The organism is Arthrobacter sp. NtRootA1 (assembly GCF_019976975.1).
Taxonomy (GTDB): Bacteria; Actinomycetota; Actinomycetes; order Actinomycetales; family Micrococcaceae; genus Arthrobacter; species Arthrobacter aromaticivorans.
This window is the reverse complement of sequence record NZ_AP024630.1, coordinates 4,524,087-4,539,410: the sequence shown is the minus strand read 5'-3', so window position 1 is coordinate 4,539,410 and position 15,324 is coordinate 4,524,087. Positions and strand designations below refer to the sequence as shown.

General features: G+C 61.0%; 16 protein-coding genes. 9 read left to right on the top strand and 7 right to left on the bottom strand.

Annotated features, from left to right (window positions below; genetic code table 11):
* Positions 1-8: 8 nt before the first annotated feature.
* From ggt to LDN90_RS20600, 6 genes are all read right to left on the bottom strand, one after another.
* Positions 9-1,850 carry a gamma-glutamyltransferase gene (ggt, locus tag LDN90_RS20625; RefSeq protein WP_223946919.1) on the bottom strand — a complete coding sequence of 614 codons (1,842 nt, stop codon included), beginning with the start codon at positions 1,848-1,850 and terminating at the stop codon, positions 9-11.
* 213 nt (positions 1,851-2,063) lie between these two features.
* Complete coding sequence (locus LDN90_RS20620) at positions 2,064-3,152, bottom strand: type I restriction endonuclease (RefSeq protein ID WP_223946918.1); 1,089 nt, start codon at positions 3,150-3,152, stop codon at positions 2,064-2,066.
* 75 nt (positions 3,153-3,227) lie between these two features.
* Positions 3,228-3,809 carry a dTMP kinase gene (locus LDN90_RS20615; protein ID WP_223946917.1) on the bottom strand — a complete coding sequence of 194 codons (582 nt, stop codon included), beginning with the start codon at positions 3,807-3,809 and terminating at the stop codon, positions 3,228-3,230.
* Between the two features lie 86 nt (positions 3,810-3,895).
* Positions 3,896-4,732: an enoyl-CoA hydratase/isomerase family protein gene (locus LDN90_RS20610; protein WP_223946916.1), complete on the bottom strand. Its 837-nt coding sequence runs from the start codon at positions 4,730-4,732 to the stop codon at positions 3,896-3,898.
* Positions 4,729-5,958, bottom strand: coding sequence for a CoA transferase (locus tag LDN90_RS20605; protein ID WP_223946915.1), 1,230 nt, complete (start codon positions 5,956-5,958; stop codon positions 4,729-4,731). Before LDN90_RS20605 ends, LDN90_RS20610 begins: the two co-directional genes overlap by 4 nt.
* A gap of 43 nt (positions 5,959-6,001) precedes the next feature.
* Positions 6,002-7,381, bottom strand: coding sequence for an SLC13 family permease (locus tag LDN90_RS20600; RefSeq protein ID WP_223946914.1), 1,380 nt, complete (start codon positions 7,379-7,381; stop codon positions 6,002-6,004).
* Between the two features lie 112 nt (positions 7,382-7,493).
* On the opposite strand from LDN90_RS20600, the gene LDN90_RS20595 reads away from it, so the two are divergent.
* From LDN90_RS20595 to LDN90_RS20555, 9 genes are all read left to right on the top strand, one after another.
* Positions 7,494-8,258, top strand: coding sequence for an IclR family transcriptional regulator (locus LDN90_RS20595; protein WP_223946913.1), 765 nt, complete (start codon positions 7,494-7,496; stop codon positions 8,256-8,258).
* Between the two features lie 229 nt (positions 8,259-8,487).
* Positions 8,488-8,646 carry a hypothetical protein gene (locus LDN90_RS20590; RefSeq protein ID WP_216926527.1) on the top strand — a complete coding sequence of 53 codons (159 nt, stop codon included), beginning with the start codon at positions 8,488-8,490 and terminating at the stop codon, positions 8,644-8,646.
* A gap of 572 nt (positions 8,647-9,218) precedes the next feature.
* Entirely contained in the window at positions 9,219-9,722 is a 504-nt protein-coding gene (locus tag LDN90_RS20585) for a hypothetical protein (protein ID WP_223946912.1), read from the top strand.
* Positions 9,719-10,948, top strand: a complete 1,230-nt coding sequence (locus LDN90_RS20580) for an Nramp family divalent metal transporter (protein ID WP_216926525.1) — start codon at positions 9,719-9,721, stop codon at positions 10,946-10,948. The genes LDN90_RS20585 and LDN90_RS20580 overlap by 4 nt, the downstream gene beginning before the upstream one ends.
* On the top strand, positions 10,945-11,373 hold the full coding sequence (locus LDN90_RS20575) for a hypothetical protein (RefSeq protein ID WP_216926524.1): 429 nt from the start codon (positions 10,945-10,947) through the stop codon (positions 11,371-11,373). Before LDN90_RS20580 ends, LDN90_RS20575 begins: the two co-directional genes overlap by 4 nt.
* Positions 11,360-11,695 carry a PRC-barrel domain containing protein gene (locus LDN90_RS20570; RefSeq protein WP_223946911.1) on the top strand — a complete coding sequence of 112 codons (336 nt, stop codon included), beginning with the start codon at positions 11,360-11,362 and terminating at the stop codon, positions 11,693-11,695. The genes LDN90_RS20575 and LDN90_RS20570 overlap by 14 nt, the downstream gene beginning before the upstream one ends.
* Before the next feature lie 126 nt (positions 11,696-11,821).
* Positions 11,822-12,193, top strand: coding sequence for a hypothetical protein (locus LDN90_RS20565; RefSeq protein ID WP_223946910.1), 372 nt, complete (start codon positions 11,822-11,824; stop codon positions 12,191-12,193).
* Positions 12,194-12,341: 148 nt separating this feature from the next.
* Entirely contained in the window at positions 12,342-12,827 is a 486-nt protein-coding gene (locus LDN90_RS20560; RefSeq protein WP_223946909.1) for an SRPBCC family protein, read from the top strand.
* 98 nt (positions 12,828-12,925) lie between these two features.
* Complete coding sequence (locus LDN90_RS20555) at positions 12,926-14,455, top strand: CYTH and CHAD domain-containing protein (protein WP_223946908.1); 1,530 nt, start codon at positions 12,926-12,928, stop codon at positions 14,453-14,455.
* Positions 14,456-14,461: 6 nt separating this feature from the next.
* Here LDN90_RS20555 and LDN90_RS20550 read toward each other — a convergent pair whose 3' ends face one another.
* Positions 14,462-15,298, bottom strand: a complete 837-nt coding sequence (locus LDN90_RS20550) for an alpha/beta hydrolase (RefSeq protein WP_223946907.1) — start codon at positions 15,296-15,298, stop codon at positions 14,462-14,464.
* Positions 15,299-15,324 lie beyond the last annotated feature (26 nt).

The following is a 15,324-nucleotide window of genomic DNA, read 5'->3' as shown; positions in this document are numbered from 1 at the left end:
TGCATCAGTCACGGCCCGTCGGTTGGTTTCAGTACCATCGCGGATCCTCCTCCACGACGCGTCGGCTCGGCTGCGGCGGTGAGCTTTCCATCTTCGCCAAACTCAATTGCCGTGGCGGCACCAATTTCGGCTGCCGAGGTGAATGCATCGCCGGCAGGGACCAAATCATGCCCTAAGGATTCCAGCGCGGGACCGTAAGCATCAATGAATGCCGGCTCGGAGCTCACGGTGAGCCCGTTTCGGGGAGCAGCACGCGGGGCGGCGATGGCCTCGGAGATGTCCATCCCCAGATCAACGCGGTTCAGGATGGTCTGCAACACCGTGGTGATGATGGTGGATCCGCCGGGGGAGCCGAGCGCCAGGAAGGGGTCGCCGTCCTGAAGGATGATGGTTGGCGACATCGAAGAACGCGGACGCTTGCCTGGCTGGATCCTATTGGGGTCAGTGGCGTTGTACACGGCGCTGAAGTCGGTGAGCTCATTGTTCAGCAGGAATCCGCGGCCTGGGACGACGATTCCGGAACCGCCTGTCTGCTCAATGGTCAGCGTGTACTCCACCACGTTGCCCCATTTGTCGGCGACCGTCAGGTTGGTGGTCGAAATGTTCTCAGTATCTGTCTCGTCGGCGAGCGGTGCCGCCTGGGCCGGGCACACGCCGTCGTACGTTGTTATGTCTCCCGGGCTAACCGGCTTGGGGGCTGCCGCGGTCGGATCAATCTTGCAGGCGCGTTCCTTACCGAAAATCGGGTCTGTGAGGACATCAGTGGGTACGTCAACGAACGCCGGGTCGCCCACATAAGCGCCGCGGTCCGCGAACGCCAAGGAGCTGGCCTCGAAATAATGGTGCAGTGCGTCTACGGACTGCATGTCCTTGAGTTGGAAGTTTTCAAGGATGTTCAGCGACTCGCCAACGGTGGTGCCGCCGCTGCTGGATGGTGCCATGCCGTAGACGTCATAACCGCGGTACTTCACGTGAGTCGGATCCTGGTCCACTGCCTTGTAGGCAGCCAGATCGTCAGTGGTCATGAACCCCGGTGGCACGGGAAGATCAGTGTCACCCGACGTCGGGGGCTTCTTTACTGCAGACACCATCTCTTCTGCGAGTGGACCGGTGTAGAAGGCACCGCTGCCTTCCTTCGCCAGCAGGCGGTAGGTCTCCGCCAGTTCGGGGTTCTTGAAGATACTTCCGACGGCGGGAGCGTCACCGCCGGGGAGGAACAGGTCCTGGGTGGAGGTGAAGGTGTTGAAGCGAAACTTGTTGTCCAGGGTCTGGTTTCGGAACGTATCGTCCACCACGAAGCCGCGGTTGGCTACCTTGATGGCGGGTTTGAGTGCCTCGCCCAGGTTCAGGGTGCCCCATCGCTCAAGTGCTCGTTCCCAGGTGGCGGGAGTGCCGGGGACGCCTACGGAGACTCCGCCTGTTGGCAGTTCCGGCCTCTTGGTCGTGAAGAGGTATGGCTTGCCGGTGGCGGGATCGATGAACGCATCGTTTGGCATGGTTGCCGGCGCGGTTTCGCGGCCATCAATGGTGCTGACTTGCTTGGTCTTGGCGTCATAGAAAACGAAGTAGCCGCCGCCTCCAATACCGGCGCTGTATGGCTCGGTGACGCCGAGGGTGGCGGCCGCAGCGACAGCGGCGTCGGCTGCGTTCCCACCCTTGCGAAGGACCTCAATGGCGGCCGCCGAAGCTTCCGGATCCACCGTGCTCACGGCACCGCCGTATCCGGTGGCTGTGGGGTTTTTCTCGGTTTCGCGAGGATCGGCGAAGGCCGGACTGGCTACTGCTCCGCTTGTCACGCTTAGGGCCAGGGCTGCGGTGACCGCAGCCAATTGGCGTCTCACATGTGTCATGGTTCTCCCAGTATTTTCCCAGACGATGATGTGGTTGGACGGTCCGGCAACCCTATCCGGGGCTTTGGGGAGTTTCAACGGTTGTAATTCTGGTTGGACAAGGGGTAAAAGGCTCAGCCCAATAGAAGAGCGGGTTACTCCATCCGGAGTAACCCGCTCACTGCAGCAGTGATCACGCGTGGGAAGAAGCTACATTTGCGTAACTGCGCTGTTTTAGAGGTAGCTCTTTACACTCCCGCGAAGTGCCTCCGCGTGGTCGTAGATTTCTTCCAAGGAGCCAATCGGTACTCGTGTTTCCTCTTTGTTGGCGTCGAACAGCCCGAGGTACTTCTGGCTTCGATTGAAATGAAGCCGAGCGATCGGTTTACGGTTGTTATCGTCAAGGAGAACGGCGAAGTATGACTTAGCGTCCCTTTGCACTACACGGGTAGGCTTCACCTCGCTGCACACGATGGCCCGCACGATTTGGTAACCCTCGATTTCTTCCAGTGTCGTCTCAATGGCGTCGGCTTCTACAAGGTCCGCCTCGGCGACCGGTCGACTGGAGACAGCAGCAGCGGCCATCTCGTCGGTTGCTGTGTAGGCCTGGGCACCGAGAGCTTTCTTGAGTCGCTCATTGACTTGGTCATTCAGGAATTGCTTGGTTGCTTTCCCCACCAACATGGTGAATTGCTCGCGAACACGCTGCGTATATGGCCCCGTGTAGACGCGTGTGGTGAGGAACTTGACCCATTCATCTTCCGGCTCACGGAACTGTGCGGCAAGTGTTCTTTTGAGTTCTCCGATGTACTTCAGTTCACTCGCTGCCCCGATGATGGAATCAAGATCAAAAACGTCCTTGGATAGCTTTTGGAGTTCCGGTAGGAGAGTCTCGTCAATATCGTTTAGATCAAGGACTAGGAACGGTTTGGCATCCATCCGGTTGGGCGCGTCGAGGTCCGTGAAAAACTGGTAGGTTTCGCCGTTGGTGAGAATCGCGATTCTTGCGTTGGTCACCGCAAAATAGCGGAAGAGCTGGGATGCGTGTTCGATCTTTACTGGCTCGACGGACTTCTTGCACTCGATGAGGATCTGAATTTCGCCATCCTTGACGATGGCATAGTCAATCTTCTCGCCCTTCTTTACGCCGACGTCGGCCGTGAACTCCGGGACCACCTCCAACGGGTTGAAGACGTCGTAGCCCAGAATCGACGAGATGAATGGCATGACGAAGGCATTTTTCGTCGCTTCTTCTGTCTCGATAACCCCGCGCTGTTGGCGGACCTTTGCCGCCAGAGCGGCAAGCCGTTCTGCAAATTCCATTTGACCCCCATGGTCCCAAATCGACAAGTGAGCCCACACTAGCCGAGTGCTGGCACAAATCAGAAGGGATGGGGTTCAAACCCGCACGGGTTCCTTTCCGGCGATTACCGTGTTCAGCAGGGCGAGCGTGTCCTCGGGCGTTCCGTTGGCGTCAACGACCACAGAGTCGCCGAACTCCGGGAGCGAGCGGTAGGCACTCCGGAACGCTTCCAGATTTGCCAACTCTTCGTGATCGGTGCCGCGCGCCATGACCCTTTCGAATGCATGCTGCGGATCAACATCGAGGTGGACCGTGAGGTCCGGATCAGGGAGCTTTTCCAGCAACCACGGAAGCAGCCGGCCCCGGCTCAATCCAGCAGCGCGGCGCAGGGCAAGTTGGCAGTACAGATGCCTGTCCATGACCACCAAGCCGTCGAACCGCAGGGCTCGCGCATGCGAAACAAGGACGTTGACCACGCGGATGCACGTCTCTACAAAATCGGCCCCCCGAGGCGGCAAGCTCCACCCAAACCGCTCCGAAAAGAGCGACATCCGTCGGCGTGCAGCATGGTTACTCAGCAGCAGCGCATCGTGCCCCTCGGCGCGAGCCGAATCCACCAAGGCGCGGGCCGCCGTCGTCTTTCCTGAACCGTCTATTCCTGTCAGAACAATGAGCATGGGCCTCCCGTCGTCTCTCTTTCAACGGAGGGGAGGCCAGCCTTGTCCCTGATTGAGGCATAGATCACGCCTCGGCGGCGCCGCAGTCAGCCATGGGGCCGCCACATAAACTGCGGTTGCTCACGGTTCAGGAACGCGCTGATGCCGATTTCCATGTCAGGACCATCAGGCATTGCGGACCAAGCCGCAGCCCACTCCTGGTCGATGTCAGGCTGCCCGGCATCCGAGGCATCCAGGTCCACCAGCCGCTTCATGGAATGCACCGAGAAGCGCGAACGGCTCCGCAGGGAACCAAGAAGGGCGTCGCAGTGTTGGTCAAAGGACGCTGAAGGAACGACGTCGGCCACCAAACCCAGCGACTGGGCTTGCGTTGCGTCAAATGTTTGCCCGGTAAGGAGGATGTATTTAGCGTTGGCATGCCCCACCAGCCGGACCAGCCGTTCGATGCCGGGGCGTGGGTAGATGATGCCGATCTTGGCCGGAGTCAGCCCGAAGACGGCGCGCTCATTGGCGATGATGAAATCGCAAGCCGAGGCGATCTGCCACCCTCCGCCCATGCAGGCGCCGTCAATCAGTGCCACCGTAGGCTTGGAGACCGATGAAATGGCGTGATCGGCCCGGCTCAGCTGGTCAACAACCGAACCGTCCGGCTGGGCGTCCAACAACACGGACGAGAGCTCGCTGATGGAAGCCCCCGCGCAGAACGTGTCGCCCGCACCGCGTAGAGCCACCACGGCAATATCGGGATCGGCGTCGAGCGTGGGCATCAGCTCCTGGATTTCCAGGCATATGGCCTTGGTTAGGGCATTCCGCTGCGCAGGGTTGCAGATTTCCACGGTCGCTATGCCATCAGCAACGGAAACCGCGATGCGGCCCACAAGGCCCTCAGGGGAAACACGGTAAGCCTGGGAAACTGTGCTCATCGCAGGACTCCAATCTTTGCCGAAACCGACGCCGGCCCGCACAGAACGCGACCCTCGCGCTCAAGCCGGGCGACGTCGTCGTGGGTCATGCCCAGTTCCATGAGTACTTCGGTGGTGTGTTCGCCGAGAAGCGGCGGGGGCGACAGGATTTCGCTGGCCTCGCCGTCCAGGCTCAAAGGCCCGCGTAGGAGCGGAAGCTCAGAGCCGTCCCGCCGCTGGCTGTGCTGGACAAGACCCAGAGCTGCAACCTGCTCAGAGGCGAGAGCCTGTGTGTAGTTGTAGATGGGGCCGCAGGGGATCCCTGCGCCGCTGATCAGCGGCACCCATTCAGCGGCTGGTTTGGCCGTCAAAGCAGCTTCGATGAGTTCCGTAAGCAGCTGCCTGTTGGCCGAGCGGTCCGCCCCCGCGATGAAGCGGGGATCCTCTACGGCCAAGGGAATGCCCAAAAGGCCACAGAATGCCTTCCATTGTTTGTCGCTGCCCACGGCAATATTGATGGTTTCCGTGGCGGTAGCGAACGTGCCGTAGGGGGCGATGACTGGGTGGTTGTTGCCCTGAGGCGTGGGCGCCTCACCGAGGCTGAGCGCCTTCTGTCCCTGAAAAGCAGACAGGTTCAACGCGGTTTCCAAAAGCGATGTGGACACCCTGCTGGCGTTCTCACCATTGCGGGCTCCGAGCAGCGCTGCGAGGATCCCGAACGCGCACACCATTCCGGAGGTGATGTCCACGATCGGGACCCCGACTCGGTACGTTTCACCAGGGCCGGCTCCCGTGACCGACATCAGGCCGGACATTCCTTGGATGACCTGATCCAGTCCGGCGTCGTCCTTGAGGGGCCCAGTGCTGCCGAACCCGGTGACGGATCCGACGACGAGCCCGGGATTGAGCTCTTCCAATCGTGGAGAGTCGAACCCCATTTTCGCCAGGGTTCCGGGCTTGAAGTTCTCCACCAGGACGTCGGCTTCGGCAATCAGCGTGGAGAGGATGTCGCGTCCCTCGGCCGAGTAGAAATCGACACATACAGAGGATTTGTTCCGGTTCACAGAATCGAAGTAGAGGCTGTGGCCGTCCTGGAACGGCGGCCATTGGCGGGAGGTATCGCCCCCGTTGATGCTTTCAACCTTGATGATCCGGGCACCCATATCGGCCAGGAGTGCGGTGCAGTAGGGTCCCGCGAGGGCTCGGCTGAGATCGACCACGGTGATTCCGCGGAGTGGTTTGAGCATGGTGGGCACCTTTCGTGCGTAGTAAAGCAAACCGGTAGGAAAACTAGAGGCTGGATGGAACCACCAGCGCACCGACCAACAGGAGGGGTCCAATCACCACCATGGACAAACCCCACCGGGTGAGGAGCCTGGTGATGCGGGGCCGCTCTTCTGCATCTGCCGTGGCCACGACTGTTGCGCCGACGGTCGAGAACGGTGAGACGTCCACAATCGAGGAGCACACGCCCAGCGCTGCAATGACAGCCCACCCGGCAATGTCCCCGGAGGCCACGAGTGGCAATGCCAGCGGCACGAGCGCCGCGAGCATTCCGGTGGTGGAAGCGAACGCGGAGATGAGTCCGCCGATCCCGCAGATCACCAGCGCGGCCAGCAGGGGAGTCCCGACGGCGCCCGCTGCTTCGCCGAGCATAGCGACGGCTCCCATGGTCTGAAGGACTCCGACGAACGTGATGATCCCGCCCACCAGCAACACCGTGGACCAGTCGATTTTGGCTACAGCCGATTTGCCCGATTGTGGATCGCGGAGGGTAAGGACTGAGGCGAATGCGAAGCAGAGAACGCCGATGTCCGGATTTGAGCCTAGGACCGACATCAGAATGACGGTGACAACCAGCCCCGCCATGCACAGCACCGTGATGATTTGGTTGCGGTTGAGCTTTGAGGCCGATGCCGGTACCTCCGTCGCCGCGGCAGGGTCAAGGACCTGGACGGCTGCTTGCTTGCCTCGGGCAATGTTGCCTTCGCGCTCAAACGGGTGCGACGGCGTCGGGCGGCTTGCGCTGAAGGACGGCAGCTGGGTGCCGAAACCGTCAGCAGTACGCGTGTTGAGCAACCTGAACCCGCCGAACATGACGTAAGCGGCGGCCAACAGAAGGAGATTGGTTCCCAAAGCGACGGTGAAGAGGACCAGAGGATCGAGGTCAATCCCTGCAGCCCGGGCCGTACCGTACGTGACAATGCCGAACAAGCTGGTGGGGGCGAAGCCACCTGCGCTCAGGCCGGACCCAATGGCGATCCCCATTAACATGCGGTCGATGCCATAGCGTTTGGCAAGTGGCATGCCGATCGGTGCCATGACCAAGCCTGCCAAGGGGGAGCCCATTGCAGATATGCCGATGGTGAGCGCGAAAAAGGCGATCGGCAGGAAAAAAGCCCGGTCACCCACTTTGGTGATGGCCAGCTCAATGATGCGGTCGATCGTTCCGTTGGCCTGGGCGATCGAGAAGAAATACGTAACCCCCACCAGAAGGACGAGGATCCCGATGGGGAAGCCGGCCACCACTTTGTCGATGGTCATCCCTGCCATCCAAACGCCAACGCCCGCAGCCGCTGCGAACATGAGCACGCCAATGTGCACTTTGCGCAGGGTTGCGAGGACAAAGACGCCCACAAAGATGGCGAGGGCAGCTATTTGTTGTTCCAAGACCCGTTCTCCAATCAAACATCGTCGGTTCACTGGATGAACCAATGGTTCATTCTGGGAAATCGCCTGTACCGTAGGTCATAAGAAAGTCAGCGGTCAAGGGGGCGTGTGAATGAGTACGCAGAGTGTGGTCACGGCGATCAGGGTTCTCGAAGCCGTCTCGGACAACCAGCCGGCGGGCCTGTCGGAGCTGAGCCGTGAGCTGGACGTCCCGAAGGCTACGGTCCTTCGCATGCTCAGGACCCTGGCGGAATTGGGATGGGTGGCGCAGTCTGAAGCCCAGGCGGGAAAGTGGGTGCTGACCAACCACGCGTTTGCCGTTGCCAGCCGGGGCAGCAGCGGCTCGGTCATCCGCGACGCCGCTATGGGGCCCCTGAACGCATTGCAGCTGGACACCACGGAGACTGTCCACCTCGCCGTCCCGGACCGCGGGCACATGCTCATCATCGAACGCCTGGACACGCCCCATGTCCTCAGGGCTTTCCTGCCACTGGGATCCCGCTTGCCGATGCACGCGTCCTCCACCGGGATTGCCTATTTGTCCGCCGCCGAGGACAAAATCGTGGATGAATATCTAGCCGCACCCCTAGAGGCACTAACGCCGCAGACCGTGATTGACCCGGCGCAGCTCCGGGCCATGATCGGTGAAACCCGTGCCCGTGGATACTCCATCAATGAACAGGGTCTCAGCACTGGGATTACCTCGATTGGGGTTCCCTTGCTTGGCCCAGGCGGTGTGGCGGCAGGTTCCATCTCCATTTCCGGGCCGTCAAGCAGGATTGTGCCTGCCAAATATCAGGAATACGGCGAGGCCGCGGCGGGTACTGCGCGGGAGATCAGCAGGGTCCTTGGCGCTTTTTCCACCAAGACATACTAAGTTTCCTGTTGAACTACTGCGCCAAAACACAATGCGCGCCTATCATGATGCTGTGCACGTGCTTCGGAGGGCAGTGGTTCTGTTTGAACTGTTGTCATTTGGGGTAAGTACGGAATAAGGAGAACATTTCTCCGTTCGGTGCCCGTTGCTTTGGGGTGGAGCTCCAATTGGAGTCCCAGCGGACGCCTTCCTAACTGGACAAATTTGTTTGAAGGGATGCGTAGCTTAGATGAACACACTATTGGTGATTGCTGGCGTCATTGCGATCGTGCTGCTGCTTGTTGGCGGTTTTAACCAGGCCTTGAGTTTCTTGCTTTGGGTAGGAATTATCCTGCTGGTCCTGGCCCTCATTGGCTGGGTTCTTGGCCGGGGCCGGTCGCGCGTATGACAACTGATCCAAGCGAAGTTGCCGGCTTCAGTCAGGTGCACGATGGGATAACGACGCCCGGTCATCCGATCCCAAGGGATCTTGGTGCGTCCACGTCCGATGATCAAGTACCTGTTGGCGACGCATCCGGAACAGGTTCGGAAGATGCCGCCGATGCCGGAGGTAATGAGTCCGCGAATCCACCTGGACCGGCAGAAGAGAAGGATGAGCGGACTGCGGATGATCGCGGTTTAACTACCGAAACTAATCCGTCGGATTGACATGGGGTTTTGCGGTCGGGGGCCAGGGAAGGTATCCCGGCCCCGACCGCGCCCTTTGGCCTCCCAGTAAGAAGCAAAAGCTGGGTTTTCCCGTTTATGAATGGGGGAAGAAATGCGAGTCGGTTCAATTATCGGGCTGATCGTAGTTGTATGGCTCGTCATTGGGGCAATAGCAGCGGGCCAACGCGGCTATTACAACGCCCCGCCCGCCCAGTGTTCGCAGTTCGCGACGATCGCTTTGAATATCGTCGCTGGACCGCTTAATTACACAGGGATGGATCCACAGGCAGGCTGCGAGGTTCCGCAGCCATCGTGACTCGGCAAGGCAGACGCCTCGCGGCGATATTCCTGGCTCTGGCGGTACTCGCCGGAGCCTTGGCCGCATGCTCCCCGCGTCCTTCCGCCGACACGCTTGAGAAGCCAGCAAAAGATGTGTTTGCAGCCGTCCAGGCGGCCACCCTTGCTGTGGACCTCCGGATAAAAGACAGCACGACGGCGGCTGCCGGGTCCACTGCCGCCGACGACATGTTGGGCGAGGTGGAGTCGGCCACCGATGAGGTAGAGGGTTTCACCGCCCCTACCGAGAAGGAGAAGTCGCTTCGTGATGACATGCTGGCCACCTTCGCCACTATCTCGCGTGCGTTGCTGCATGCCCGTGATGCGTTGACCGCGCCCGGTAACGCGCCCGGCAAGGCAGAACAACAAGAGCAAGGGCAATCCGGAGCAGGCGCGGACGGCCTGCCGGAGGTCCTGGGTGAGTTGCGTAGCGCAACGGACCAGCTCAAAGCCCTCATGACCAAGGCCGGCATCCAGTGAAGCGGCTCCTCGGTGTTGCGCTTGGCATCCTGACGGCTATCGGGGGCTTCGTTGACATCGGGGATTTGGTGACCAACGCCGTGGTGGGTTCCCGCTTCGGGCTATCCCTGGCTTGGGTGGTGGTGGTGGGCGTCGTCGGAATCTGCCTCTTTGCCAACATGTCAGGACGGGTGGCGGCCGTATCGGGACGGGCGACTTTCGAGGTTATCCGCGAGCGCATGGGGCCACGCGCCGGGCTGGCCAACCTTGGCGCTTCCTTCCTGATCAACCTGATGACGGTCACCGCTGAGATCGGCGGCATCGCCTTGGCTTTGCAGTTGGCCAGCGGTGTGGCTTACCTGCTCTGGGTCCCTGTTGCGTTGCTGGCCGTTTGGCTGGTGATTTGGCGTGTGAAGTTCAAAATCATGGAGAACGTTACCGGGCTCCTGGGACTCTCCTTGGTGGTCTTTGCAGTGGCACTCTTTCTCCTTAAGCCCGATTGGGGTGTCCTGGCCAGCCAGGCGTTCACGCCCTCGGTGCCGAAGGAGGAGGGCGCGGGCGTGTACTGGTACTTTGCCATTGCTCTGTTCGGGGCTGCCATGACGCCGTACGAGGTCTTCTTCTTCTCCTCCGGAGCTGTGGAGGAGCGGTGGAAGGTCAAGGATCTTCTTCAGGCCCGGATAAACGTCCTTCTTGGGTTCCCGCTGGGCGGGTTCCTTTCCGTGGCGATCGCCGCGTGCGCCGCCGTCGTTCTTTTGCCTGCCGGGATCAGCGTCACCACGCTCTCGCAGGTTGCTTTGCCCGTTGCCCAGGCCGGAGGCCAACTGGCCTTGGCCGTGCTGATTCTGGGCGTTGTGGCGGCCACGTTCGGCGCGGCGCTGGAAACCACCCTTTCAAGCGGTTACACGTTGGCACAGTTCTTTGGATGGTCATGGGGGAAGTTCCGGCGCCCGGCCCAGGCCGCCAGGTTCCACATGTCCATGATCGTGGTCCTGCTGGCGGGTGCTGCTGTCCTCGTCACTGGCGTGGACCCCATCCTGGTGACGGAGTACTCGGTGGTGTTCTCCGCGATCGCGCTGCCGCTGACCTATTTGCCCATTCTGATCGTGTCAAATGATCCCCAATACATGGGCGAGCACGTCAACAACAGGGCAGTGAATATTGCGGGGCTGGTGTATTTGGTGATCATCCTGGCCGCGTCCCTGGCTGCAATCCCGCTCATGATCGCAACAGGAGCAGGCGCATGAGTGCCGCCAAGCGGAGGACGATCCAGCCACATGAGGTCAAGCCCGCGCCGCGTCCGGCAGGGTTGGTCCTCGATGCCCAGCTGCACTTGCTGGACCGGCAGGTGTTGGACGTCGACGGCGTACCCGTCACCACGGTGGACGACCTCGAGTTGAGCGGTCCCGTGCCTGATGAGCCCATTCCGGAGGGTGCTGCACCGCCGAGCATTACGGCCTTGCTGACAGGTCCGGTACTTGGCACGCGGATCTTCGGCGGCAGGCCGCCGTCGGACAGGTTGATCCGTATCCCGTGGGACGTCGTAGCCAGTGTGGACACCGTTATTACTGTGGGGGTGCGTTCAGACTCCCTTGATGCTTCGTGGGTGGAACGCTGGCTTCGGAACCACGTCATTGGCCGGATTCCCGGAGGTAGCCATGATCCTGGCTGACATGCTCGGCCGTGAGGTGGTGGATAGCAATGGTGACCGGCTGGGCGAGGTTTCAGATTTCCGCTTCGCCTTGGATTCGGCACCGACCCACCTCCTGAGCCAGGCCCGCTTGGTGGGCATCATTGTGAGTCCGCGGACGGCGTCGTCTTTCCTTGGGTTTGAGCGGCAAGGGATGACGCAGCCTTGGCCGGTGGCGCAGTTGTTGCGTTGGTGGCACAGGGGATCGTTCCTGGTGTTGTGGGAGGACATCGCGGTGATGGGTGCGAGTGAGGTCGTGTTGCGTCCGGACTTCGTGCCCTACGAATCGGGGCTGCCACGATAGCGCCTCCAGCACGAAATTGCTAAGTTTGCTGACTAATTTCTTCAAAGCATGGACACGTCGCCAACCGTCCTTATAGGTTCGAAGTGTTCCATTAACACGTTCCACCGCATGGAAAGGACAGGTCACATGGACAAGCAGAACGCAACACCTGAAGAGGAAGTCGGAGGGTACGGTACCCCTACCGCAGAGCAGGAAGCGGGCGGATCACAGGCGCAGCCCCGTGTGGAAGAGGACCTCAGCGAAGCCGGCCTGAGCGAGGACAGCCCAGACGGCGAAACATATGCAACCGGCGCACCAAATCTCAGCCACCTGGATCCCGAGGACTCGGACAGCGCAGGCGAACCTGGCGCAGGCCGCTTCGGTGGCATCGACGAACAGTCCCAGGCCGAGCAGAATCTGGACCAGCCTGCTGACTCCCTGGCCGATGGCAGCGGCAATGATCTGCCCCGGGACCAGTCACCCAAGGACGACGACGAAGAGAATTTCGACGCAGGTTAGGCCGTAACCACGGCGCGCCCATAAGACAGGCGCGCCACCGGTTATGCAGCCAGCCGGCTGGCGCGCCGCCGGCAATACCCGACGCAAAAGTGTCCGGTCCAAGAAAAGTGTCCAGTCCAAGAAGAGAACATTGAAGGAGCAACACCTTATGGCTACCGTCAATAAAGCAATCGAAGTAGATGTACCCGTCTCAGTCGCCTACAACCAGTGGACGCAGTTCGAGACCTTTCCGGAGTTCATGAACGGAGTGGAGTCCGTAGAACAGATCGATGATACAGCTCTCCACTTCTCAACAAATGTGGGTGGCGTAAAGCGCGAATACAATGCCCAGATCATTGAGCAGGTGCCCGATTCCCTGGTCAGCTGGGCGAGCGTGGACGGCCCGCGCAATGCGGGAACGGTGACGTTTGAACCGCTGGACGCCGGGCGGACCCGCGTCAATGTGGAGATCGAATGGGAGCCTGACACCCTCGCTGAAAAAGCCGGCTCGGCGGTCGGAGCGGACAGCTTGCGGGTGGGCGCCGATCTGGACAAATTCAAGAAGTTCATCGAGGCGCAAGGGCATGAAACCGGAGCTTGGCGTGGCACCGTATCCGGTGGCGATGTGGACGAGGGCGGAGGAGCATTGGTTTAGCGGCTTCCCGGCCTAAGCCTTCTACCGGTGGAGGTCGGCCAGCGAACGGGCCGGCCTCCACGGGTGCCACGAAGAACAAGCTCCTGTGAGGAGAAGTGATGGCAACCTCCAGCAACGTTGAGGCCGAGCGGAAGTTCGACGTCGATCCTTCCACGGCGCTTCCCACGCTTGAGAAAATCGACGGCGTGGCCCGCGTGGGAGAGCCGGCCACCCACAGCCTCGAAGCGGTCTATTTCGACACCAATGACCTCGCGCTTGCGGCCCGCGGAATCACGCTGCGGCGGCGGACAGGAGGTCCCGACGCCGGGTGGCACCTCAAGCTTCCCCACAGTCCGGGACGTCGCACCGAAATCCACGCGCCCCTGGGCCAGGCGGATACAGTCCCGGTGGAATTGATGGATCGGGTGCTTGCCTACACGCGCGGACACACAGTGGTGGCAGTCGCCACACTCAACACCGAGCGCACCACCTACCCCCTCTACCAGGACGACGGCGAACGCGCGGCCGAGTTTGTGGACGACCAAGTGCGGGCACGCGTGTCCCTCGGGAATCCCAGCGAACAGCAATGGCGCGAATGGGAAGTGGAGCTCAACGGCAGCCGGCTGGCGGACGACGCCGAGCACATTCTGGACGCCGCCGAAGCCCGGCTCACTGATGCAGGAGCGAGCCCGAGCGAGCGCACTTCCAAACTGGCAACAGCCTTGGGGGATTCATGGCCGCGCGCAAAGGGGACCGGCCGCGAGATCCCCAGCCGCAAGGGGCCGGCCGTTGTACCCGTACTGAATTACCTCGACGCCCAGGTGGCCAAGCTGCTCCTACAGGATGCCCATGTACGAATGAACCGGGATGATGCCGTCCACCAGATGCGCTCCCTGACCCGACGGATCCGCTCCGTGCTCCACAGCTACCGCAAACTTTTTAAGGGTTCCCCGGTTCAGGAACTTGAGCTTGAACTGAAATCGTTGGCCAAGACCCTTGGCCGCTACCGGGATGTAGAGGTCCTTCATGAGCGGCTCCGAAAGGATGTGGAGGAGCTGCCAATGAAGCTGGTTTTGGGTCCTCTTCACGCCGAGCTGGATGAGCGGATGAAGATTCGGACGGACACGGCCATGGCAGCAATCAGGACCCGGCTCAACAGCCCGCGCTATTTCCGGCTTCTGGATGGGCTCGAAGCCTTCCTGGACTCTCCCGCCATCGCGCCGCAAGGAACCGGGCCCGCACGCAAGACCACAGCCAAGCTCGTTAACAAAGCGGCCAAGCGCCTCGCCAAACGCCACGACGCAGCGGTGGGTGCCGCCGTCGGGCCTTCCCGTGACTCGGCTTTTCATGATGTCCGCAAGACCGCCAAGAAGCTGCGCTTTGCCGCGGCCACCGCTGAAAGTGTCCACGGGAAGCGCGCCGCGAAGCTCGCGGACGCTGCCCATGATGTCCAGACCATTTTGGGTGAGCATCAGGACAGCGCCATGGCCCGTGCCGAGCTTTTGAAACTGGGGTCTGCGTCCGGTGCTGGTAACAGCGCCTTCACGTATGGATTGCTCCATGCCGCTGAACGCGCCAAGGCCGACGCCGCGCAGCAGGAGTATCTGCGTAGTGGCAAGAAAGCCCGGAAGCTCCGCCTCAAAAAGTAAGAGGTGCTACTTCCTGAGGAAGGCCAGTAACGCTTCGTTGACCTCAGGACCGTGCGTCCACAACAGACCGTGGGGAGCGCCCTCGATCTCCTGGTAGTCGGCGCTGGGCAGTGCCTTCTTGAAGCGCCGCCCTGTGACGTCGATGGGGAGAATGTTGTCCGCGGTGCCGTGAACGATCAAAGCCGGAACATCGATCTTGGGGATGTCCGCGCGGAAGTCCGTCAGCCAGGTGGGCTGTGCAGCCACGGACGCGAAGGCGCCCGCCTGGCTTGCGAGGTTCCAGCTGGCGTCCACGGATTCCTGGCTGAGGCGTTCTGTTCCAAGGAAGGTGTCGCTGTTGTAGAAGTTCTTGAAGAAGTCGGTAAAGAAGGCGTAGCGGTCTGCCTTGGCAGCCTCATACAGCCCATCGAAGACATCCTGCGGAACGCCGTCCGGGTTGTCATCGGTCTTCAGCATGAACGGCTCCAAGGAACCAAGGAAGACGGCTTTCGCCACCCGGGCGGAACCGTACGTGCTGATGTAGCGTGCAACCTCGCCGGTGCCCATGGAGAAGCCAACCAGCACGGCATCGTTCAGGTCCAGGGTTTCCAGGAGGACCTTCAGATCAGCGGCAAAGGTGTCGTAGTCGTAGCCGACCGTGGGCTTGCTGGACTTGCCAAAGCCGCGGCGGTCATAGGTAATGACGCGGTAGCCGGCGTCGAGCAAGGCTGCTGTCTGCTTCTCCCACGATGAACCATCCAGCGGGTAGCCGTGGATGAGGACCACCGCCTGCCCCGTGCCATGGTCCTCGTAGTAGAGCTCGATCTCGGTGCTGTTTTCGTTTCCTACAGTGATGTAAGCCAAAACTTCGGTCCCTTCATAGCGGTTCT

Excerpts from the sequence above, each read along its gene's own strand:
- ggt (WP_223946919.1), bottom strand. The coding sequence starts at position 1,850 with ATGACACATGTGAGACGCCAATTGGCTGCGGTCACCGCAGCCCTGGCC.
- LDN90_RS20620 (WP_223946918.1), bottom strand. The coding sequence starts at position 3,152 with ATGGAATTTGCAGAACGGCTTGCCGCTCTGGCGGCAAAGGTCCGCCAA.
- LDN90_RS20615 (WP_223946917.1), bottom strand. The coding sequence starts at position 3,809 with ATGCTCATTGTTCTGACAGGAATAGACGGTTCAGGAAAGACGACGGCG.
- LDN90_RS20610 (WP_223946916.1), bottom strand. The coding sequence starts at position 4,732 with ATGAGCACAGTTTCCCAGGCTTACCGTGTTTCCCCTGAGGGCCTTGTG.
- LDN90_RS20605 (WP_223946915.1), bottom strand. The coding sequence starts at position 5,958 with ATGCTCAAACCACTCCGCGGAATCACCGTGGTCGATCTCAGCCGAGCC.
- LDN90_RS20595 (WP_223946913.1), top strand. The coding sequence starts at position 7,494 with ATGAGTACGCAGAGTGTGGTCACGGCGATCAGGGTTCTCGAAGCCGTC.
- LDN90_RS20590 (WP_216926527.1), top strand. The coding sequence starts at position 8,488 with ATGAACACACTATTGGTGATTGCTGGCGTCATTGCGATCGTGCTGCTG.
- LDN90_RS20575 (WP_216926524.1), top strand. The coding sequence starts at position 10,945 with ATGAGTGCCGCCAAGCGGAGGACGATCCAGCCACATGAGGTCAAGCCC.
- LDN90_RS20570 (WP_223946911.1), top strand. The coding sequence starts at position 11,360 with ATGATCCTGGCTGACATGCTCGGCCGTGAGGTGGTGGATAGCAATGGT.
- LDN90_RS20565 (WP_223946910.1), top strand. The coding sequence starts at position 11,822 with ATGGACAAGCAGAACGCAACACCTGAAGAGGAAGTCGGAGGGTACGGT.
- LDN90_RS20560 (WP_223946909.1), top strand. The coding sequence starts at position 12,342 with ATGGCTACCGTCAATAAAGCAATCGAAGTAGATGTACCCGTCTCAGTC.
- LDN90_RS20555 (WP_223946908.1), top strand. The coding sequence starts at position 12,926 with ATGGCAACCTCCAGCAACGTTGAGGCCGAGCGGAAGTTCGACGTCGAT.